This is a genomic window from Streptomyces sp. NPDC048142, from assembly GCF_043202835.1.
GTDB lineage: Bacteria > Actinomycetota > Actinomycetes > Streptomycetales > Streptomycetaceae > Streptomyces.
This window is the reverse complement of sequence record NZ_JBIDBC010000008.1, coordinates 202,058-223,910: the sequence shown is the minus strand read 5'-3', so window position 1 is coordinate 223,910 and position 21,853 is coordinate 202,058. Positions and strand designations below refer to the sequence as shown.

At 72.1% G+C, this 21,853-nt stretch carries 14 protein-coding genes and 1 pseudogene; 8 read left to right on the top strand and 7 right to left on the bottom strand.

The window, feature by feature from the left end; all coding sequences use genetic code 11:
- Positions 1-43: 43 nt before the first annotated feature.
- The 5 genes from ACGF2Y_RS13780 to ACGF2Y_RS13760 form a co-directional block, all read right to left on the bottom strand.
- Positions 44-2,278 (bottom strand): CDP-glycerol glycerophosphotransferase family protein, encoded by a 2,235-nt coding sequence (locus tag ACGF2Y_RS13780; RefSeq protein ID WP_392946123.1) that lies wholly within the window; start codon positions 2,276-2,278, stop codon positions 44-46.
- 229 nt (positions 2,279-2,507) lie between these two features.
- A complete protein-coding gene (locus tag ACGF2Y_RS13775) occupies positions 2,508-3,398 on the bottom strand; it encodes a carbohydrate ABC transporter permease (protein ID WP_392946121.1) in 891 nt (296 codons plus the stop codon).
- A gap of 100 nt (positions 3,399-3,498) precedes the next feature.
- Positions 3,499-4,809 (bottom strand): carbohydrate ABC transporter permease, encoded by a 1,311-nt coding sequence (locus ACGF2Y_RS13770; protein ID WP_392946211.1) that lies wholly within the window; start codon positions 4,807-4,809, stop codon positions 3,499-3,501.
- Positions 4,810-4,915: 106 nt separating this feature from the next.
- Entirely contained in the window at positions 4,916-6,289 is a 1,374-nt protein-coding gene (locus ACGF2Y_RS13765) for an ABC transporter substrate-binding protein (RefSeq protein WP_392946119.1), read from the bottom strand.
- A 285-nt stretch (positions 6,290-6,574) separates the two neighbouring features.
- Positions 6,575-10,489 carry an FHA domain-containing protein gene (locus ACGF2Y_RS13760; RefSeq protein ID WP_392946117.1) on the bottom strand — a complete coding sequence of 1,305 codons (3,915 nt, stop codon included), beginning with the start codon at positions 10,487-10,489 and terminating at the stop codon, positions 6,575-6,577.
- A 498-nt stretch (positions 10,490-10,987) separates the two neighbouring features.
- Here ACGF2Y_RS13760 and ACGF2Y_RS13755 point away from each other — a divergent pair, with 498 nt between their 5' ends.
- From ACGF2Y_RS13755 to ACGF2Y_RS13740, 4 genes are all read left to right on the top strand, one after another.
- Positions 10,988-12,703 carry a protein kinase gene (locus tag ACGF2Y_RS13755; RefSeq protein ID WP_392946115.1) on the top strand — a complete coding sequence of 572 codons (1,716 nt, stop codon included), beginning with the start codon at positions 10,988-10,990 and terminating at the stop codon, positions 12,701-12,703.
- Positions 12,704-12,949: 246 nt separating this feature from the next.
- Positions 12,950-14,200 (top strand): serine/threonine-protein kinase, encoded by a 1,251-nt coding sequence (locus ACGF2Y_RS13750; RefSeq protein ID WP_392946113.1) that lies wholly within the window; start codon positions 12,950-12,952, stop codon positions 14,198-14,200.
- A gap of 125 nt (positions 14,201-14,325) precedes the next feature.
- Positions 14,326-15,432: a peptide chain release factor 2 gene (gene prfB, locus ACGF2Y_RS13745; RefSeq protein WP_392946111.1), complete on the top strand. Its 1,107-nt coding sequence runs from the start codon at positions 14,326-14,328 to the stop codon at positions 15,430-15,432.
- A gap of 330 nt (positions 15,433-15,762) precedes the next feature.
- On the top strand, positions 15,763-16,695 hold the full coding sequence (locus ACGF2Y_RS13740; RefSeq protein ID WP_392946109.1) for an LPXTG cell wall anchor domain-containing protein: 933 nt from the start codon (positions 15,763-15,765) through the stop codon (positions 16,693-16,695).
- Between the two features lie 261 nt (positions 16,696-16,956).
- On the opposite strand, the gene ACGF2Y_RS13735 is transcribed toward ACGF2Y_RS13740, so the two are convergent.
- Positions 16,957-17,157, bottom strand: a complete 201-nt coding sequence (locus ACGF2Y_RS13735; protein ID WP_392946108.1) for a hypothetical protein — start codon at positions 17,155-17,157, stop codon at positions 16,957-16,959.
- A gap of 260 nt (positions 17,158-17,417) precedes the next feature.
- Between ACGF2Y_RS13735 and ftsE the strand changes: the two genes are divergently transcribed.
- The gene (gene ftsE, locus ACGF2Y_RS13730; RefSeq protein ID WP_018512316.1) at positions 17,418-18,107 is read left to right on the top strand and encodes a cell division ATP-binding protein FtsE; all 690 of its coding nucleotides are present in this window, start codon (positions 17,418-17,420) and stop codon (positions 18,105-18,107) included.
- Positions 18,108-18,161: 54 nt separating this feature from the next.
- Positions 18,162-19,079 (top strand): permease-like cell division protein FtsX, encoded by a 918-nt coding sequence (gene ftsX, locus ACGF2Y_RS13725; RefSeq protein WP_392946105.1) that lies wholly within the window; start codon positions 18,162-18,164, stop codon positions 19,077-19,079.
- 34 nt (positions 19,080-19,113) lie between these two features.
- Here ftsX and ACGF2Y_RS13720 read toward each other — a convergent pair.
- Positions 19,114-20,315, bottom strand: a pseudogene (locus ACGF2Y_RS13720) (RNA-guided endonuclease InsQ/TnpB family protein).
- Positions 20,316-20,351: 36 nt separating this feature from the next.
- Here ACGF2Y_RS13720 and ACGF2Y_RS13715 point away from each other — a divergent pair.
- Both ACGF2Y_RS13715 and ACGF2Y_RS13710 read left to right on the top strand, forming a co-directional pair.
- The gene (locus ACGF2Y_RS13715) at positions 20,352-20,567 is read left to right on the top strand and encodes a toxin-antitoxin system HicB family antitoxin (RefSeq protein WP_392946103.1); all 216 of its coding nucleotides are present in this window, start codon (positions 20,352-20,354) and stop codon (positions 20,565-20,567) included.
- A 97-nt stretch (positions 20,568-20,664) separates the two neighbouring features.
- Positions 20,665-21,852, top strand: a complete 1,188-nt coding sequence (locus tag ACGF2Y_RS13710; protein WP_392946101.1) for a S41 family peptidase — start codon at positions 20,665-20,667, stop codon at positions 21,850-21,852.
- Position 21,853 lies beyond the last annotated feature (1 nt).

Below are 21,853 nucleotides of genomic sequence, written 5' to 3'. Positions count from 1 at the left end.
CCCGGAAGGCTGAACAGGTCCTCGGGGCGGTCCCGGCCGGGGGTCAGCCCCTGACCGGCGCCCCGGCCCCTTTCTGCGCGGGCAGGGCCGCGGGCGTCCGGCGGGCGGCGGACGGCACCGGCAGCGGCAGCCCGTCCGTCTCCCCGAGGAAGACCCGGCGCACCACCCGCTCGGCGGCGTACCCGTCGTCGTACGGACAGAACCGGGCCCGGAACGCGGCCCGCAGCTGCGCCGAGCGGGAGCCCCGCCAGTGGTCCGTGGCGAAGATGTCGAACAGCTCGTCCTGGTCCCGGGCCACGATGCCGGGCGGGAACGCCGTGATGTCGAAGTACGTGCCCCGGGCCGCCTCGTACGCCTCGATGTCGTCGAGGTGCAGCACCACCGGGCGGTCCAGGTTGACGTAGTCGAACATCAGCGACGCGTAGTCGGTGATCAGGGCGTCCGAGGCGAGCGCCGGCGTCTCCACGGACGGGTGCGCGCTGACGTCGATGATCCGGGGATGCGGCGCACGGCGGCCACCGCCCCCGGGGCCGGCGGGGCGGGGCGACCGAGCCAGGATCACGAACTGCGGGCCCAGCACCCGGATCAGCCGCTCCAGGTCCAGGACGGGCCGCTGGACGCGCCGGTAGTCACGGTGCGCCGGGGCGTACAGCAGGGCCGTGCTGCCCGCCGGGATCCCCAGCGTCTCGCGCAGCCGCGCCACGTCTTCCGGGCCGGTGCGGTGGTACACGTCGTTGCGCGGCGAGCCGTATTCCAGTGTCGTGTACGCGGACGGGTAGGCCCGCTCCCGTACGAGGGTGGAGTGCGGGTTCGCCGAGAGGGAGAAGTCCCAGGTGTCGACCGAGCGCAGCAGTTGCTCGAAGTCGGTGCCCCGGGCGGCGGCGGGCCGGTCCAGCAGATCGGTGCCCACGGTCCGCAGCGGAGTGCCCTCGTGCGTCTGCAACAGCACCTGGCCCCGCCGCTTGACCAGCCCCCGGTCGAAGGACGCGTCGTTCACCAGGTACGCGGAACGGGCCAGCGCCGCCCAGTGGGCGAAGGTGCCCGGCGCGAGACACCGGGTGCCGGCCGGCACGGTGGGGGCGTCGGCCGGCCGACAGATCCAGGCCGTCCGCACCCCCGGGACCAGCTCGCGGACCTTCGCCTCGATCGCCGCCGGGCTGCCCGTGTACCCCCGGCCGCCCCGGGCGGCGAACACCGCGTCCCGGGTCCGCAGCGGCAGCCGCAACTGGATCCGGTAGTGCACCCGCAGCGCCGCGCCCCGCACCGCCCCGCGCACGGCCGCCGAGCCCCGGCGCAGCCGGTCGCCGAGGCGCTGGGCCCCCGAGAGGGCCCGGTAGGTGCGCCGCGCGCCGAGCCGCAGCAGAGTGTGCCGCAGCAGCGCGCGGCGGGGGACCGGGGCGCCGGGGGTGTGATAGCGGCGGCAGGACGCGGTCGCCCTGCGGAAGAACGCGGCACGGCTGTGGAGCGGCAGCCGGTCCCGGGAGGCGAACAGTGCCGAGAAGTGGTCCAGCATCCGGCGGAACATCACCGGCCGCCACAGGGCGAGTTCGGGGCGGGAGTCGATGAACGCGAACACCCGGTCGTACTGGTCGAAGACGTCGAAGTGTTTCTCGCTGGTGGTGGAGAGGATGTTGCCGCGCCGCCGTTGCCGGTAGGAGACGCAGACCTCGTCCAGCACCGCGATCGACCCGGCCGACATCAGCACCGGATACGTCCAGGCGGTGTCCTCGTAGTAGCCGGGCGGGAAGGTGAACCCCTCGGCCTCGACGAACGCGCGGCGGTACGCCTTGTTCCAGACGACCATGAGGAGTCGCAGCAGCTCGGGACGGTCGGTGAGCCGGAAACGGGCGGGCCCGCCCTCGTCGAGGTGGGCGGCCAGCACGTTGCGTACGCTGCGGCCCGTCCAGTACGTACGGGCGTAGTCGTACATCAGGACGTCGGGCTCGCCGGTCTCGTCGATCCGGTCGGCGATGATCCGGAGCGTGTCCGGCAGCAGGGTGTCGTCGCCGTCGAGGAAGATCAGGTAGTCGCCGCCCGCCCGGCCCATCCCGGCGTTGCGGGCCGGTCCCAGTCCGATGTTGCGGGGCAGGTGCAGTGCGGTGACGCGGGGGTCCCGGCGGGCGTACTCGTCGGCGATCGGTCCGCAGGCGTCGGGGGAGCAGTCGTCGACCACGATGATCTCGTAGTCCTTGAAGGACTGGGTCAGCACGGAATCCAGACACGCGTGCAGATACGCCTGGACCCGGAATGCGGGCACGATGACAGTGAACCGGGGCACTACACATCCATGGGTCGTTCGCGGGAACCAGGTGGCCCGCAAACGTCGGATGGAATGACAGGGTTACGCCGGACATGGCATTCGGGGGATGTACGCGGCGAAGTGGCCCGGTTCCGGGGAACCGGGCCACTCCTGGTTGACGTACAGCCGTACGGCCTGTGGATCTACGGCCTGTGGATCTACGGCCTGTGGATCTACGGCCTGTGGATCTACGGCCGCACAGCGGTGGCTACTTGACCGCGCCCGCCATCACGCCGGAGACGAACTGCCGCTGGAAGGCGAAGAACACCGCCAGCGGGATCACCATCGACACGAACGCGCCGGGCGCGAGCACGTCGATGTTGTTGCCGAACTGGCGTACCTGCTGCTGGAGCGCCACGGTGATCGGCGGCGACCCGGAGTCCGCGAAGATCAGCGCGACCAGCATGTCGTTCCACACCCACAGGAACTGGAAGATCCCGAGCGAGGCGATCGCCGGGCCGCCCAGCGGCATCACGACCCGGGTGAAGAGCCGGATCTCGCCCGCCCCGTCGAGCCGGGCGGCCTCCAGCAGCTCGCGGGGGATCTCCGCGAAGAAGTTCCGCAGCAGGAAGATCGCGAACGGCAGGCCGAACGCCGTGTGGAACAGCACCACGCCGAGCGTCGTCTCGAAGACCCCGATGGTGCCGAAGAGTTCGGACACCGGGATCAGCGCGACCTGCACCGGCACCACCAGCAACCCGACGACCAGCAGGAACCACCAGTCCCGGCCGGGGAACTCCATCCACGCGAAGGCGTATCCGGCGAGGGATCCGATCACCACCACCAGCACCGTGGCGGGCACGGTGATCATGATCGTGCTGAGGAGCGAGCCGGTGATCGTCGAATTGTCCAGCAGCCGCTGGTAGTTGTCGAAGGTCATCTGGGACGGGGCGGTGAAGATCTTCCACCAGCCGGTCGCCGCGATGTCCTGCGGCGTGCGCAGCGAGGACAGCAGCAGGCCGATCGTGGGCATCAGCCAGAACAGGGCGACCAGGATCAGGAGAACCCGCATCACCCCGCCGCCGGCGCGGGCGGCCAGCCGGGCGCCGAGGGACTGCCCGGACCGCTTCGACTTGAGTGCTGGCTCGGGTGCGCTCATCGGCGTCCCTCCTTCCGGATCCTGCGGATGTTGCTGTGTTCTTCCGGGGGGCGACCCCCGGACCCCCAGCAGGGAGGCGGCACGGGGCGGGCGTGGCCCGTCATCGGCGTCCCTCCTTCCGGATCCTGCGGATGTTGAACAGCATCACCGGGATCACCAGCAGCAGCAGAAGCACCGCGATCGCGCTCCCGATCCCCAGGTCCGCGTCCGTGCCGAACGAGGACCGGTACAGCTGGAGCGCCAGCACGTTCGCGTCGTCCTGGGAGGAGCCCGGCGCGATGATGAACACCAGGTCGAAGACCTTCAGCACGTTGATCATCAGTGTCACCAGGACCACCGCCAGCACCGGAGCCAGCATCGGCACCGTGATCCGGCGGAACACCTGCCACTCGTTGGCGCCGTCCACCCGGGCCGCCTCCAGGAGCTCGCGCGGCAGACCGGCCAGTCCGGCGGCGATCAGCACCATCGCGAACCCGGCCCACATCCACACGTAACTGCCGATGATCCCGGGCGTCACCAGGGACGGCCCGAGCCAGTCGACGCCGTTGTACGGCTCGCGGAAGTTGTCAGCGGGCAGGCGCAGTTGGGCTCCGTCCGCCGAGGCCGGCAGGGTGAACACGCCGTCCGCTCCGGCCGTGGCCGTGGCGATCACCTCGCCGTCCTTCACCGCCTCGACCGTGAGGCCCTTCAGACCCAGCTCCTGCGGGTCGACGACATTCGGCTTTCCGCCGCCGCCCCGGGTGAAGTCCAGCCAGGCCGTGCCGGAGATCTTGTCCCCGTTCCCGTTCCCGTCCCTGTCCCCGGAGACCGTCGGAGCCCCCTCGGCGGGCCGCGCGTCGCCCGGCATCTTCGCCGGAGCCACACCGACCAGCGGCACCAGCAGCGGTTCGCCCGCCCGGATCGGCTCCTTGGACACGAACGCTCCGCCGTCACCCTTCTCCAGCGGGTGCACGGGCAGCGGGCGGGCCTTCGGGAAGCCGGCGGGCTCGGTGAACGTGTCGTGCACGCTCACCGCCACCGCGTTGGCGACGCCGCGCTCGGGAGCCTGGTCGTACACCAGCCGGAAGATGATGCCCGCCGCCAGCATCGAGATCGCCATCGGCATGAAGACGATCAGTTTGAACGCGGTGCCCCAGCGGATCCGCTCGGTCAGCACCGCGAAGATCAGCCCGAGCGCGGTGGCGACCGTCGGGGCGAAGACCACCCAGATCGCGTTGTTCTTCACCGCCGTGAGGATCGTGGCGTCGGTGAACAGGGCCTGGTAGTTGTCGAGCCCGGCGAAGCCCGTACCGGCCTGGTCGAAGAACGACCGGTAGACCGAGTACCCGATCGGATAGAGCACCAGCGCACCGAGCAGCACCAGCGCGGGCAGCAGGAACGCCGCCGCGATGACCCTGCGGGTGCCGGTCACGCTCCGGCGGGACTTCCCCGGATCCGGGGGCGGGGACGGGCGCGGGCTCGTGTCGTCGGCGGGGGGCGCCGCACCGGCGCCCCCCGCGGTCGCTGTCGTCATGGCGTCAGCTCTTGTACGCCTCGACCGCTTCGGACTCCAGCTGTTTCTGGGTCCCCGCGATGTCCTTCGGGTTCTTCAGGAAGTCCTGGAGGATCTTCCACTCGCCCTTCCCGGGCGTCCCGCCGAACGACTGCGGTGCCTGGTCGGACATGTCGAACCGGACGTCGTCACCGGCGTCGATCAGCGCCTGGGCCATCGTGCGCTGCACGTCGTTCGGGTACGCCTTCAGGTCCAGGCCCTTGTTCGGGGAGATGAACCCGCCCGCCTCGGCCCAGATCTTCGCCGCGTCGGACGAGGCCAGCCAGGTCAGCAGCGCCTGCGCGCCCTTGGTGTCCTTCAGCGCCACCGCCGCGTCGCCGCCGGTCACCACGGGGGATTCCGCGCCGACCGCCGGGAACGGGAACACCTTGGCGTCCGTGCCGATCTTCGCCTCGGTCTGCGCGATGTTGACGGCGACGAAGTCTCCCTCGAAGACCATCGCGCCCTTGGGCTGGTCGCCCCCGGTGAAGGTCTGGGTCACCGAGGTCGGGAACTCCGTCTGCAGGGCCCCGTCCGCGCCGCCCGCGATGAGCTCCGGCTTCCCGAACAGCCCGGCCAGCGTGGTCAGCGCGTCCTTGACGGACGGGTCGGTCCACGGGATCTCGTGCTTGGCCAGCTGGTCGTACTTCTCCGGACCCGCCTGGGAGAGGTAGACGTTCTCGAACCAGTCGGTCAGGGTCCAGCCGTCCGCGCCGCCCACCGAGACCGGCGTGACCCCGGAGGCGGAAATGGTCTCCGCGGTCGCCAGGAAGTCCTTCCAGGTCTTCGGCTCACTCGCCCCCGCGTTCTCGAAGGCGGCGGCGTTGTACCAGATCAGGGACTTGTTGGCGGCCTTGAAGTACACGCCGTACTGGGTGCCGTCCACCGCGCCCAGGTCCTGCCAGACCTTGGCGTAGTTCTGGTCGAGCTGGGCCCGCGCCTCGGGGCCGACCGGCTTGGCCCACTTCTTCGCGGCCGCCTGCTGGATGGCGCCGACCTGCGGGATCATCGCCACGTCCGGCGGCTGCTTGCCCGCGATCTTCGTGCCCAGGAAGTTGATGATCGGGTCCTGCGCCGGGACGAACGTGACGCTCGCACCCGTACGCTTCTCGAACTCGTCCAGTACCTTGGTGAAGTTGGCCTGCTCGGGTCCGGTCCAGACCGCGGCGACGGAGATGTTCTCCCCGTCCAGCTTCGGCAGGTCGACCGCGGACGAGCTGTCCGTGCCCTTGCCGGAGCCGTCGCCCGGCTTCTTCTTGCCGCCGTCGCCGCCGTCGTCGCCTCCGCAGCCGGTGAGCGCCAGAGCGCCGACCGCCGCGAACACGAGTGCGGCCCTGCGTATCGAGAAGGTTGTGCGCATTCCTGCCCCGTCTCTTCCGTACGCGCCCGGCCATGTACGCATGCCCGGACTACGTCGTCCGTGCGCACAGTCCTACGCCCGGTGTACGGGGCCCGCAATACCACCGGAGGGTCCAACGCGCTGATCGTGACCGCCTCGTGACGTCATGTCAGTCCATGTCGGGAGCCCGCCCCGGGGCAGGGCGGGGAGCGGTCGGGGCCGGGAGCGGGCCGGGCCGGTGGCCGCGCCGGGCGTAGGAGCGGGCCGGGCCGGTGGGACTGCTTGCCGCGCTCCCCGTCGACGCCGTCATGACGTGAACGGCACCAGTGCGGGCAGCCGCTCGGCGTTCACCGAACGGGCCGCGCGCTCCAGCGCACTGGCGAGCAGCGCCAGGTCGGTCGGACCGTTGCCCAGCTCCCGGACCGGGCGCCGGGTCGGCGGATCGCCCATCCGCTCCCACTCCAGCGGGACGACGGTGGGGCGCAGCGTCGCCGTACGCGGGATGCGGCCGGTGACCCGGCCCCCCTGGAACGGCGTCACCCGGCCGTCCGGATGCCCCAGCCTGCCCCGGCCGGGGGCCGGCTGGTCCGGGGACGGCGGCAGCACCGGGGCGTCCAGCACGATGCGCAGCCGGGCGCCGCGGGCCAGCTCGGTGTCCTCGGTACGGTCCGGGCGCGCGGAGGCGGCGACCAGATGCACCCCGAGCCGTCCGCCGTCCCGGGCCACGGCCTCCAGCGCCCGCACCACCGAACCGGCGGCGGGCCGGCCGGGGCTGCCGAGCGCCGGGGCGACCAGCGCGTCGAAGTCGTCGGCGAGGACGACGAGGCGGGGCAGCGGGGAGGGGCCGGGGTCCGCGGACCGGGCGGCGGGGCGCAGCCGCAGGGTGCCGGTGGCCGGGGAGTCCAGATCACCCCGCCGCTCGGTACCGCTCGGCGGCCGCTGTCCCACGATGCGGGGGGCCTCCTGCTGGGCGTACCGCTCGTGCCAGGCGGCGAAGTCCAGGTCGCCGAGCAGCTCGGCGCGCCGCTTCAGCTCGGCGCCCAGGGCCTGCGCGAACTCCCGCATCCGGACCGGGTCGCACGCTATGAGGTGCGTGAAGACGTGCGGCAGCTCCGTACAGGGGAGCAGGCCCTCGCCGCGCTCCCCGTGCTCGCCGCCGGAGCCGTCGACGAGCACCATGCCGAGCCGGTCGGGCCGGGCCGCGGAGGCGAGCGAGGCGGCGACGGCCCGGAGCAGCTCGGTGCGGCCGCTGCCCGGCGGCCCCTCGATCAGCAGATGCGGCCCCTCGTCGGCGAGGTCGACGCTGAGCGGGCCGCGGGGGCCGGCCCCCAGCACGAGGACCGGCCGGCCGGTGTGCACGGTGGGCTGAGCCCCGGGCCCGTCGCCCCGCTCCCCGGCACTGGAGCCCTGCCCCGGACCGGATCCCTGACCCGGTCGGGAGCCCTGACCCGGTGCGGAACGCTGGGAGCCCAGGTAGGGCGTGCGCTCGGAGTCGTGGGTGTCCAGGGACGGCCAGGGCGTGCGGTCCGGGGCGGAGCGGCTGCCCGGATGCGGCGTGCGGCCGGAGTCGCGGGGGTCCAGGGGCGGATACGGCGTACGGTCCGGGTCCGGGGCGCCCGCCGCCGGGTACGGGGTGCGGCCGGAGTCGTGGTGGGCGGAGGCGGCCGCGGTGCGCTGGGGGCCGACGCGCGGGCCCGTGCTGAGGGTGCGCCCGGAGTTGGGGCTGTCCAGCTCCGGGCGGGGCGGGGGAGCCCCCGCTGACCGGGGCGCCGAGGAGGCTCCCGGCTGGGCCTCCGCCGTGGACGCCCAGCGGGCCATCAGCGAGGCCGGTGTGGCGCGGGCCAGGCCCAGCTCGTCCAGCAGCCGGGCGGACGGCGGCAGCGCCGCGGTCGTCGGGCGGCCCGCCAGCGCGGCCGAGCCCTCCTCGCGCAGGGGAGCCAGGGCCCTGGCGAACCGCTCGGCCCAGGCCGCCGACACCGCGTCCACCGCGGCCACCGTCCCGTGCCCCGCCGCCTGCCCGCCCGCCGTGCGCAGCAGGCGCAACGCCGTGGCGACATCCCCGCTCAGCATCGCGACCGCCCCGCACTCCCGGAAGGCGATGGAGGCCCGGCAGGCGGTCTCGTACGTCGCGGCCACCGGGGAGGTGGGGGAGGCGGCCGGGGTCTCGGCCAGGCAGATCAGATGGATCCCGGCCGCCGCGCCCGCCCCGGCCAGCCGCGCCGTGGTCTCGCGCAGCATCGCCGTACCGGGGTCGCCGTCCAGGACGACCACGGTGTGCGGGCCCGTGTGGGCGCGGGCGGCCCCGGCCACCGAGGCCCGGTCCAGATGCGGCCAGCCGGGACCGAGGGGGCCCTCGTCGAGGCGGCGCACCAGCTCGGCCGTACGGGCGGCCGCCTGCTCACGGTCGTACGCGAGGAGCAGCCGGCAGTCCTGTCCGTGCGTCGGGCGCAGATGCGGCAGCCACCCCAGCCAGGACCACTCGCGCCGCCGTTCCTCCAGCGGGCGGGAGCGGTCCGTGCTGATGAGGACGATTTCCAGGTCGAACGGGGAGTGCAGCGCGGCGAGCTGCGCCACCGTCGCGCGGGCCAGCCCCGCCAGCCGGGCGCGCGGACCGGCCAGCCCCAGCGAACCGGCCTCCCGCAGCCCCACGGTCACCGGCACGGCGGGCACCTCGGCCCGGTCGGTCGTGCCGAGCCGCACGACCAGCGCCTCCGGGTGCTCCGGGTGGCGTTCCCAGAGCCGTGGCCCGGGGCCGAGCGCGGTCAGCAGCACGGCGGCCGGATCCGGCCAGGTGCCCTCGGGGGCGGAGGGCAGCGCGGAGAAGGGGGAGCCGGGAGAGGCCGGGGAGGCGAGATGCCCGGCCCCCGACGGGCCGCCGTACGGGTCGGGCGGACCGGCCGGGGAATCGCCCGGCAAACCGCCCGAGGGGCTGTAGGAGCCGGCCGTGGAGCTGTACGCGCCTGAGCCGTGGGCCTCTGACCCGTACGTCCCTGGCCCGTGGGCCTCTGAGCCGTACGGCTCTGAGCCGTACGTCCCCGGCAGATACGTTCCTGATCCGTACGCCGCCGAGGCGCCCGGACCATCCGGATCGTCCGGGGTGCGGGGGGCGCCGTACGCGTCCGGGCCGCCGGACGGCCCGGACCTGCCGGCCCCCGTCCCCGCCCCCGGGCCTGTCGCCTGCTCGCCCTTCGCGCCGCCCTTGAGCCGCCTCGCCCAGGCTCCTATGCCGCGCCGGGGCGCCGGGGCACCGGAGAGCTCCTCGCCGCGGGGGTGGCTGCCGTGCTCCGGATACGCGGCCGGGCCGCCCCCGGCGTGCTCCGGCCAGGAGGTCGCGTCGGGGGAGGACCCCGGGGCCCCGGAGACGCCGTTGGGCCCGGACCGGCTGTATGTCCCGGACGGGCCGCAGGCCCCGGAGGGCGTCGTCGAACTGGTGGAACCGGTGGAAGGGGAGGAGGCGGACGGGGCGGCCGGTTCGCCGTACGCGTGACCGGGGCCCTGGCCGCCGCCGTGGCCCCGGGCGCGCGAGCCGAAGGGCGCACCGGGGCCCTGCCCCGGGGCGGAGGGGCCCGTCTCGGCGCGGGTCACCCGCAGGTGTCCCTCGCCGTCCGGGGCGGTCGGCAGCGTCGCAGGACGGGAGCCCGCCGTGAGCCGGAGGGCGGATTCGCCGAGCCGCAGCAGCGCGCCGGGGGCGAGGCGGACCGGCCGCTCGCGCACCTCGACGCCGTCCAGCGAGGTGCCGTTCGTCGAACCGAGGTCGGCGACCGAGACCCGGCCGTCGTCGGAGACCGTCACCGCGCAGTGCAGCCGGGAGACGTCCGGGTCGTCGAGCGGGACGTCCGCGTCGGCGGAGCGGCCGATCCGGATCTGCCCGCCGTGCAGCAGATGGACCCCGCCCGCGTCCGGCCCCGCCACCACGTGGAGCTGGGCCGGCACGGCGTCGTCCGTCGCCTCGTCGTCGCCGGGGACCTGGAGCGAGAGGACCGCGCCGTCCACCAGGGGCGGTTCGCCCAGCGCGATGCGGTGCCCGTCCAGCCGCTCCCGTCCGGCGAAGAACACGATCGCCCCGCCGCCCTGGGAGGTCTCCGGACCCGACACGGCGGCGGCCAGCTGGGAGGCGACGGCGGCCAGCGCCGTACCGGCGGGGGCCGTGACGAGCACGTCGCAGGTGCGCGCCGGGGTCTGGCCGCTGCGCGGCGCGAGGACGGTCAGCCGGATCTGCATCGCCGTCAGCGGTCCCTTCTGCGCGGGGGTGCCCGGCAGGGGAAACGCCCTGTGATTCCCCCCACCCGGCACGGACACGTCGTCCGTACAGGTGTCGTCACGCACCGCGAGACTCCGACCCCGCAGATCCGTGCTGGAGGCATCCTCGCACCTGCCACTGACAACACGCCCGGCGGTCACCTTTAAATGATCTTGAATGGTCGGCTGTGGGCGTAAAAGTGCCTGCTTGCGTCCGGAACCCGCCGCTCGGAGGGTTTTCCCGGCGGCTATCTGCCGCAGGCCGGGCGGAAACCCGCATCCATGGTCGAACGTGCGACCGGATCGCGGGCGGCCGTGCGGCAACCTTCTGCCCGGTCCGCGCGTCTTCCCCCGAAACATGAGCCCCCGGTGCCCCGTTCGGCGGCACTACAGTGGGCCGGAACACTCGGGCGGGCCCGGCATGATCGGCAAGACACCCCCGGAGACCGCAAGCACCATGATCAGCAGGGAGCGCATGACGTGCGGCCGGTAGGCAGCAAGTACCTGCTCGAGGAGCCGCTCGGACGCGGCGCCACGGGCACCGTCTGGCGAGCCCGCCAGCGGGAGGCCGCGGGCGCCGAGGCAGCCGTCGCGGGTCAGCCCGGCGAGACCGTGGCCATCAAGGTCCTCAAGGAGGAGCTGGCCAACGACGCCGATGTCGTGATGCGGTTCCTGCGGGAGCGTTCCGTCCTGCTGCGGCTCACGCACCCGAACATCGTGCGTACCCGGGACCTCGTCGTCGAGGGCGATCTCCTCGCCCTGGTGATGGACCTGATCGACGGTCCCGACCTGCACCGCTACCTCCGCGATAACGGCCCGCTCACCCCGGTCGCCGCCGCGCTGCTCACCGCGCAGATCGCGGACGCGCTCGCCGCCAGCCACGCCGACGGCGTCGTCCACCGCGACCTCAAGCCCGCCAACGTGCTGCTCGACGAGCGCGACGGCCAGATGCACCCGATGCTCACCGACTTCGGCATCGCGCGCCTGGCCGACTCCCCGGGCCTGACCCGGACCCACGAGTTCGTCGGCACCCCCGCCTACGTGGCGCCGGAGTCCGCCGAGGGCCGCCCGCAGACCTCCGCCGTCGACATCTACGGTGCGGGCATCCTGCTGTACGAGCTGGTCACCGGCCGCCCGCCGTTCGCCGGGGGCACCGCCCTCGAAGTCCTGCACCGGCACCTCAGCGAGGAGCCCCGCCGCCCCAGCACCGTCCCCGCGCCGCTGTGGACGGTCATGGAGCGCTGCCTGAGCAAGGACCCGGACCAGCGGCCCAGCGCCGAGAACCTGGCCCGCGGCCTGCGTACGGTCGCCTCGGGCATCGGCGTCCACGCGAACTCCGCCCAGATCGCCGCCGCCGACGGGGTGGGCGCCCTGCTCGCTCCCGACCCGGCGCCCACCGCCGTCCCGGAGGCCCCGGGCGCGGCCGACCCCACGCAGGTGCTGCCGAGCAACGCGGGCTCCTACGACCCCGCCGCCGCCACCAGCGTGTTCCAGCAGACCGCGGGTCCGGGCGGCCAGGGCCAGGGTCCCGGCGGCCAGGCCGACCCGACGGCCGTCATGCCGCCCGTGCCGCAGCGCCCCGACGGGTCGCCGCAGCCGGACGGCCCGCACCCCTGGCAGTCGCAGCTCCAGGCGGCCCGCGACCGCAACGATCAGACCCAGGTCCAGTACCTCGACCCGAGCCAGGACCCGCTGCGCCGCCGCCCCCAGCGACAGGCACCGCCACAACAGCACCAGCAGCAGCCGCCCCAGCGCCGCCAGCCGCCTCCGCAGCACCAGCAGTACCCGCCGCAGCACCAGCAGCATCAGCCGCAGAGCTACCAGCAGCCGCAGCAACCTCAGCGGCAGCAGTACGCGCCCCCACAGCCACAGCCACAGCTGCATCAGCCGCAGCAACATCAGCCCCAGCCGCATCAGCCCCAGCAGCCGGCCGCGCGTCCGCCGCGCGAGCCGCGTCCGCCGAGGCAGCGCGGCGCCAACCCGATGCGCATCCCCGGACTCGGCTGCCTCAAGGGCTGCCTGTTCACCGTGGTGCTCCTGATCATCGCCGGCTGGCTCATCTGGGAGCTGACCCCGCTCCAGGACTGGGTCGCCCAGGGCAAGGGCTACTGGGAGGCGATCGGCGACGCGATCGGCGCGGTCACCGACTGGATCTCCGAGGTCGGCGACAGCGCCGGCGGCTCGGGCGGAGCCTGACCCGTAGCGAACAGGCAGGGCCCGACCCGCTGACGACCTGGCGGAGCCCGACCGTAACGCACCGGGCGGAGCCCGACCCGTAACAGCCGGGCAGCGCCTGACCCGTAACTCTGTCCCTTTGTCGACTTCTCCGGGCCTATTTGGCCCGGAGAAGTGAAGGTCGGTGCCATCCAGGGCACGTGACACCCCGAACGCCGCGTAACTTTGTCGACCGGGGGTCCACCGCCAGCCGCTGAGGGAGCAGTCTTGGCACGGAATATCGGCAGCCGGTACACGGCCCACCAGATCCTGGGGCGCGGCAGCGCCGGCACGGTATGGCTCGGCGAAGGGCCCGAGGGCCCGGTCGCCATCAAGCTGCTGCGCGAGGACCTCGCGTCCGACCAGGAACTCGTGGGCCGCTTCGTGCAGGAGCGCACCGCCCTGCTCGGACTCGACCACCCGCACGTGGTCGCCGTCCGGGACCTCGTCGTGGACGGCAACGACCTGGCCCTGGTCATGACGCTCGTACGCGGCACCGACCTGCGCACCCGTCTGGACCGCGAGCGCCGCCTCGCCCCCGAGGCCGCCGTCGCGATCATCGCGGACGTCGCCGACGGGCTGGCCGCCGCGCACAAGGCCCAGGTGGTCCACCGGGACGTCAAGCCGGAGAACATCCTGCTCGACATGGAGGGCCCGCTCGGACCCGGCGGCGCGCACCCCGCCCTGCTCACCGACTTCGGCGTCGCCAAGCTGATCGACACCCCGCGCCGTACCAAGGCCACGAAGATCATCGGCACCCCGGACTACCTGGCCCCCGAGATCGTCGAGGGCCTCCCCCCGCGCGCCGCCGTCGACATCTACGCCCTGGCCACCGTGCTCTACGAGCTGCTGGCCGGGTTCACCCCCTTCGGCGGCGGCCACCCCGGCGCGGTCCTGCGCCGGCACGTCACCGAGACCGTCGTCCCGCTCCCCGGCATCCCCGAGGAGCTCTGGCAGCTCCTGGTCCAGTGCCTGGCCAAGGCCCCCGCCTCCCGGCTGCGCGCCTCGGAGCTCGCCGTACGGCTGCGCGACCTGCTGCCCCTGCTGGCGGGCATCCCGCCGCTGGAGGTGGACGAGCCGGACGCCGAGGAGAGCGACCAGCGGCCCCCCGCCTACGACGAGCAGCAGTACACCCCGGCCGCCGAGGAGCCCCGCCGCCGGGGGGCGGTCCCGCTGGTGCCCGGCTCCGCACCCGACTCCAACCGGGACACCCACACGAGCATGCGCGTCCCGGCCCCGGACGAACTGGCGGGCGGCCCGCTCGGGACGGCCCGCGCCCCCCGCGCCCCGGGCAGACCCCGGCCCGGTTCCGCCCGCAACAAGGCGGCGGCCGTCCGCAAGCGCCGTATCACTCTCGGTGCCGCCGCCCTCGTCCTCTGCGCGGCCGTCGCGGTCGGCGGCTGGCTGGCCGCCGGCGGCGGCGACGGGGACCCGGCCACCCCCCAGGACAGCGAGAACTCCGCGCCGGCGACCCCCTGACAGCGCCTCCGGGAGTCCTTGCCGCCGAACCGTCGAGCGCCCTCGCCCGGAGAACCGGAAGCGGACCGGCGCCCGGTTCTCCGGGGGAGGGCAAGCTTCGTCCGCCCAGCCGTTACGCTGGACCTGTGGCAGTCGTCGATATTTCCGAAGAGCTGAAGTCCCTCTCCTCGACCATGGGGTCGATCGAGGCCGTCCTTGACCTGGATGCGCTGAGGGCGGACATCGCCGCGCTCGAGGAGCAGGCTGCGGCGCCGTCCCTCTGGGACGACCCGGAGGCGGCCCAGAAGATCACCAGCAAGCTTTCCCACCTCCAGGCCGAGGTCCGCAAGGCCGAGACCCTGCGCGGCCGCATCGACGACCTCGAAGTCCTCTTCGAGCTCGCTGCGGACGAGGGCGACGCCGACGCCCAGGCGGAGGCCGAGACCGAGCTGGAGTCGGTGAAGAGGGCGCTGGACGAGATGGAGGTCCGCACGCTCCTCTCCGGCGAGTACGATGCGCGCGAGGCCCTGGTGACCATCCGGGCCGAGGCCGGCGGCGTGGACGCCGCGGACTTCGCGGAGAAGCTCCAGCGCATGTACATCCGCTGGGCCGAGCGGCACAACTACAAGACCGAGGTCTACGAGACCGCCTACGCCGAAGAAGCCGGCATCAAGTCGACCACCTTCGCCGTCCAGGTCCCGTACGCCTACGGCACGCTCTCCGTCGAGCAGGGCACCCACCGCCTGGTCCGCATCTCGCCCTTCGACAACCAGGGCCGCCGCCAGACGTCCTTCGCGGGCGTCGAGGTGCTCCCGGTCGTCGAGCAGACCGACCACGTCGAGATCGACGAGTCCGAGCTGCGCGTGGACGTGTACCGCTCCTCGGGTCCCGGCGGACAGGGCGTCAACACCACGGACTCCGCGGTCCGTCTGACCCACCTGCCCACCGGCATCGTCGTCTCCTGCCAGAACGAGCGCTCGCAGATCCAGAACAAGGCGTCCGCGATGAACGTCCTCCAGGCGAAGCTCCTTGAGCGCCGACGCCAGGAGGAGCAGGCCAAGATGAACGCGCTCAAGGGCGACGGCGGCAACTCCTGGGGCAACCAGATGCGTTCGTACGTCCTGCACCCGTACCAGATGGTCAAGGACCTGCGTACGGAGTTCGAGATGGGCAACCCCGAAGCGGTCTTCAACGGCGAGATCGACGGCTTCGTCGAAGCGGGCATCCGCTGGCGCAAGCAGCGCGAGAAGTAGCCTCGGCGGTACGGAGGTTGGGCCCGGACAGGCGACTGTCCGGGCCCGCCCGCGTTGCGGGGGTCTGTGCCCGATACGTCACAGTCGGGCTTCCGATTAGCCGTCAAGAACCCCCATATCGGTGCCTAGTGCACGGAACGGCCTTGACGTAATCCTTAACTCTGGCCAGGGTGCTACAGCAGCATGCGTATGTCCGGGGCGGGTGTGAACCGGGGGGCGGGCGGGGTGACCACGACACGACGTGGCCCTGCCGAAAGCGATTCCCCGCAGGGCCCGCGGCCCGCATATGGCTGCTCCAATGACGAGATCGGCTACTGGGGGTAGCAACACATGACGAAGAAGACGCGTGTTCGCGTTGCGCGGATAACCGCTGGCGTGGTTATCGCCGCGGGTGCCTCGCTGACCGCGGCCGGTGCCGCGCAGGCGCTGGAGATCGGCGTCGACTCCGGCGTCGCCGACGTGCAGGTCCAGGCGGGCGAGGTCGAGGAGAACCCGATCGGCGGCGCCGACCCGGGCGGGACCACCGGCACCACCGGCACCACCGGCACCACTGGGACCACCGGCACCACTGGGACCACCGGCACCACTGGGACCACCGGCACCACTGGGACCACCGGCACCACTGGGACCACTGGGACCACTGGGACCACTGGGACCACTGGGACCACTGGGACCACTGGGACCACTGGGACCACTGGGACCACTGGGACCACTGGGACCTCCGGGACCTCCGGGACCACTGGGACCTCCGGGACCTCCGGGACCACTGGCACCACTGGCACCACTGGCACCACTGGCACCACTGGGACCTCCGGGACCTCCGGGACCACTGGCACCACTGGCACCACTGGGACCACCGGCACCACCGGCACCACCGGCACCACCGGGACCTCCACGGGTGAGACCACGACCGGTGACACCTCCGAGGGGCAGACTGGCAGCACCGGGACCTCGGGTACCACCGGCACCTCCGGCACCTCCGGTTCCACCGGCACCACCGGTGGCAGCTCCGCGACCGGCGGCTCCGCCTCCGGCGACGTCGGCTGCACCGTCGACCTCGACGGCGCCCAGTGCACCGACAACACCGACACCGACAGCGTCGGCAACAAGCCGGTCGAGCAGAGCAAGGGCAAGGAAGAGCTCGCCGAGACCGGCGCGGCCGAGACGACCTTCCTGGTCATCGGCGCCGCGACGATGATCGCGGGCGGTATCGGCTTCCGCATCCTGCCGCGCCTGGTCGGCGGCGGTCGCACGGTCGCCTAGGCCCGTAGCGGACCGTGATGGACCGTACCGACGCGTAGCGGGCGCACGCCAGGCCCGTACACGGCACGGCACAGCATGACGAAGGGCCCGGGAGGGGCGTACAACGCCTCCCGGGCCCTTTCTCCGCGCTCGTACCGTCCGGCTCCGTGCCCGGACCGTCCACGTCCCGCGCCGGACCGCTCAGGCGGCCGTACGCCTACGTCTGTCAGCCCCGACAGGGCGATGGGGGGGCGGCCGGCCCCGGGGGTCGTACGGGCCGGATCAGGCCGCTTGGTGGGCCAGCAGCGCGAGCGCGGTCAGCAGCACCACCATCAGGGCGATCAGCATGACCGGGCTCATCCCGGCCAGCGGGCCCTGGCCCTGTTCCTCCAGCATCTGCTGCCGCACGGCACGGCAGACGCGGCAGCGGCCCTCGCTGACGGGGGACGCGCAGTTCGCGCACACCAGTCGGTCATAGGTCATGCGCATTCCTCCTCCCGCGCGGCGGAGCCGCTCGTCTGCCTTCTCTCCGCACAACGCTCACGGAAACGCAACCGTTCCCCTCACCACTGTGCCAGCTCGCGGCGCCTTCGGCGCGGCCCGCCGGACAAGGTCCGGCACGACCCGTTTCGTTCCGGTGACCGATCCGCCATAAATCACCCATTGCCGGACGCCGCCTGCACGCGTGAGCCCGGTTCGCGTATGGTCACGCTCACCTACTCCCGGCCGACCGTGGTGCATCCGTGATCCGATTCGACAACGTCTCCAAGACCTACCCGAAGCAGACCCGACCGGCTCTGCGTGATGTCTCGTTGGACATCGAGAAGGGTGAGTTCGTCTTCCTGGTGGGGTCCTCCGGCTCCGGCAAGTCGACCTTCATGCGGCTGATCCTGCGCGAGGAGCGCGCCAGCACGGGCATGGTCCATGTGCTCGGCAAGGATCTCGCGCGGCTGTCCAACTGGAAGGTGCCGCAGATGCGCCGCCAGCTGGGGACGGTCTTCCAGGACTTCCGCCTGCTGCCCAACAAGACGGTCGCACAGAACGTCGCCTTCGCGCAGGAGGTCATCGGCAAGCCCCGCGGCGAGATCCGCAAGGCCGTGCCCCAGGTCCTCGACCTCGTCGGCCTCGGCGGCAAGGAGGAGCGGATGCCCGGTGAGCTCTCCGGCGGTGAGCAGCAGCGCGTGGCCATCGCCCGCGCCTTCGTGAACCGCCCCATGCTGCTGATCGCGGACGAGCCGACCGGCAACCTCGACCCGCAGACCTCCGTCGGCATCATGAAGCTGCTTGACCGGATCAACCGGACCGGCACCACCGTGATCATGGCGACCCACGACCAGAACATCGTCGACCAGATGCGCAAGCGCGTCATCGAGCTCGAGCAGGGCCGTCTCGTACGTGACCAGGCACGCGGCGTGTACGGCTACCAGCACTGACCGAAGGGCTCCGGCTCTTCGTGCATTTCGAGCATCGAGTACTGAAAGGACGCCATGCGCGCCCAGTTCGTCCTGTCGGAGATCGGCGTCGGTCTCCGCCGCAACCTCACGATGACCTTCGCGGTCGTGGTCTCCGTCGCCCTCTCGCTCGCCCTGTTCGGCGGCGCGCTGCTGATGCGCGAGCAGGTCAGCACGATGAAGGACTACTGGTACGACAAGGTCAACGTCTCGATCTTCCTCTGCAACAAGAACGACGCCAAGGACATGCCCAAATGCGCCAAGGGGGCTGTCACCAAGGAGCAGAAGGAGCAGATCAAGACCGATCTGGAGAAGATGGACGCCGTCGAGACGGTCCACTTCGAGACGGTCGACGAGGCCTACAAGCACTACCAGGAGCAGTTCGGCGACTCCCCGATGGCGGGCAACATCACGCCCGACCAGATGCAGGAGTCCTTCCGGGTCAAGCTGGACGACCCGCAGAAGTACAAGGTCGTCGCGACGGCCTTCGCCGGGCGGGACGGGGTGCAGTCCGTCCAGGACCAGCGGTCCATCCTGGACAACCTCTTCGAGCTGATGAACGGCATGAACGTCGTCGCGATCTACGTGATGATCCTGATGCTGGTCATCGCGCTGATCCTGATTGTCAACACCGTGCGCGTCTCCGCGTTCAGCCGGAGACGTGAGACGGGCATCATGCGCCTCGTGGGGGCCTCCGGCTTCTACATCCAGGCCCCCTTCATCATGGAGGCGGCCGTCGCCGGCCTGATCGGCGGCGTGCTGGCCTGCGCGATGCTGCTCGGCGGCCGGTACTTCCTGATCGACGGCGGCCTCGCGCTCCAGGAGAAGCTGAACCTGATCAACTTCATCGGCTGGGACGCGGTCCTCACCAAGCTTCCGCTGGTGCTCGCGATCGGTCTGCTGATGCCCGCCGTCGCCGCTCTCTTCGCGCTGCGCAAGTACCTGAAGGTTTGAGTGCTCCCCCGGCTGAGGCCGGGGGATTCCTGGCTCACGCTGCCCGGCAGCCCGGCGGGCTGTCAGGTCTTCCGCGATCAGCACCAGCCGGGTCCAGACCAGCCCGGACGAGCATCACGCGTGCGGAGTTCTTGTCCCTGGGGGACACGGCTCCGCACGCGGTGCAGGTATAGGTACGTTCCGACAGCGGAAGTGCGTGCTTGGTTCTCGCTCCGCAGTGTCCACAGTCCATGGTGGTGTGCGCTGGGTGCACCAGATGCAGGGTTCGTCGGTGCTTGCGCGCCATGTTGATCAGTTCGCGCTTCGTGGCAGAGATGGCTGCGTCGGCCGCTTTGCGGGCCATCGTCGACTTGGCGAGGAACTTCGGCCTGAAGTCTTCCACCGCGAGCTGGTCGAAGTCCGTCACGACCTTCTTGGCCCACTTACGTGCGGTGTCCTGCCGTTGCCGGGCGACCTTCTTGTGCACCTTCGCGGCGTGCAGCCTGGCCTTGCCGTACTTCTTCGATGCGGCCTGTCCTCGCCCGGGTTTCCGCCGGGCCATCCTCCGCTGATGTCCGGCCAGCTTCCCGGCTGTCTTTTTCCCGTGTTCGGGATGGGAAAGGTCGTGAGCGCCGCTGGTGGTGGTTGCCGTCTCCTTGACGCCCCAGTCGATGCGATGTTCCGGCCTGTCTCCTGCAATGGCTGTGCTTCGGTTCGGACGACGAAGGAGGCGTACCAATGGCCGGTACTGTCGCGGTGGACACGGACGCTGGAGGGCTGGCCGGGCAGTCGGCGTGACCACACCACCGTCAGAGAGATGCCACCCGCAAGATGCAGACGACCCTCCTTGAGGCGGAAGCCCCGCCGGGTGTAGCTCAGCGTTGGGGCCGAGAGCTCCTTCTTCTTGAATTTCGGCGTCCCCGCGCGCCGCTTGACCGGAAGCCGGGCCTTGATGTCCTTGAGCCCTTTTACACGGGACCCGGCGAAATCGCGGATGATCTGCTGCTGCGGCACGGACCCGCCCTGACGCAGCCACTCCTGCTCGGCACGCCAACTTGTCAACATCTTGCCCAGCCGGGCCGGGCCGCATTCTTCTCCGGCCTTGTGTGCCGCGCGGGACTCTGCGACGCACTGGTTCCGCACCCAACGACAGCGGCCCCATTCGGACATCAGCGCAGCGAGGGCGGTGGACGACACCCGGAGTCGGTACGTGTAACGGGCATACCCGATACCTTCGACCTTGAGCGGTGTCGTCATGGTGCTAATTTAGCACTCCGGTGACACCATGACTCCATGGATTCCGATATTCGACTCACCCTCCGGCTCCCCGTCGACCTCCACACTCGGCTGACCTTGCACGCCAAGCGCGAGCGGCGGTCGCTCAATGCCGATCTCGTCTACCTCTTGGAGTGCGCCCTGCCGACCGTTGCAGGTGTCGCCGATCCGACCGCAGGTGAACCGGCCGCTCCTGCCCGGCCTGGCGGGCGTCCCGGCCCGCCCGTGGCGTGAACGGTCCGGTGTCCTCCGGCTTCTGGTGACGTACGCCTCCTGGGGCGTACGGGCGAGTGCCCATGCGCCCCAGGGGGCTTGTCCTAGACTCGGCGCCATGTCGGGCTCTGCGCACCGCTTCGGGCCCCGCGGTCTCTGCCGCGGGGCGGCTCTGACTTTGGTCTTCGGGTGTGCTCTCGCCACCGCCGCCGCGACCGGTTCGCTGCCGCAGGACCCCGGTCCCGAGACCGGGACCGGGACCCGTGCCGTCTCCTCCACCGTCGCCCCGGTCGACCGCGACGAGATCGAGGACGCGGCCGCACGCGCGGCGGCCGACGGGAAGTCCGTGAAGGACGCCGCCGAGGAGGTCGTCAGCCGCAGCGGGGACCGCTGGGGCGCGGTGTACGACGAACGGGAGTACGAGGAGTTCGAGCGGGCGCTGGACGGTTCCTACACCGGCGTCGGGCTCTCCGCCCGGCGCACCGACGGCGGCGATGTCACCGTGTCCCGCGTGCAGCCCGGCGGTCCCGCGGACCGGGCCGGTATCCGGGCCGGTGACCTGCTGCGCACCCTGGACGGCCGCGCGGTCGGCAAGCGTCCCGTCGCGGAGGTCGTCGCGTTACTCCGCGGTGACGGTACGGGAGCGGCCGAGGGCAGCCGGGTGGAGATCGGCCTGGTCCGGGCGGGCCGGAGCTGGACGGAGACCCTTCAGCGGGCCCGGCTGGCCACCGAGGCGGTCACGGTGCGGCGGCTGGGGGCCGAGCCCTCATCGGCGGTCCTGGTCAAGGTCGCGGCCTTCACCAAGGGCGCCGGGGCCGATGTCCGGGACGCGGTCCGCGAGGCTCCCGACGGGGCCGGGATACTGCTCGACCTGCGCGCCAACTCCGGCGGACTCGTCACCGAGGCCGTCGTCGCCGCCTCCGCCTTCCTGGACGGCGGGCTGGTCGCCACGTACGACGTACACGGGGAGGAGCAGGCCCTGTACGCCGATCCGGGCGGTGACACGGACCGGCCGGTCGTCGTCCTGGTCGACGGCGGCACGATGAGCGCCGCCGAGCTGCTGACCGGCGCCCTCCAGGACCGGGGCCGCGCGGTCACCGTCGGCTCGCCCACCTTCGGCAAGGGCTCCGTGCAGATGCCCAGCGAGCTTCCGGGCGGTTCGGTCGCCGAGCTGACCGTCGGCCACTACCGCACTCCGGCCGGCCGCAACGTCGACGGCAGGGGCATCACACCCGACCTCGTGGTGCGGGAGAGGGCCCAGCAGCGGGCCGAGACAGTATTGAGTGGCCTCGGGGGTGGGTCGTAGT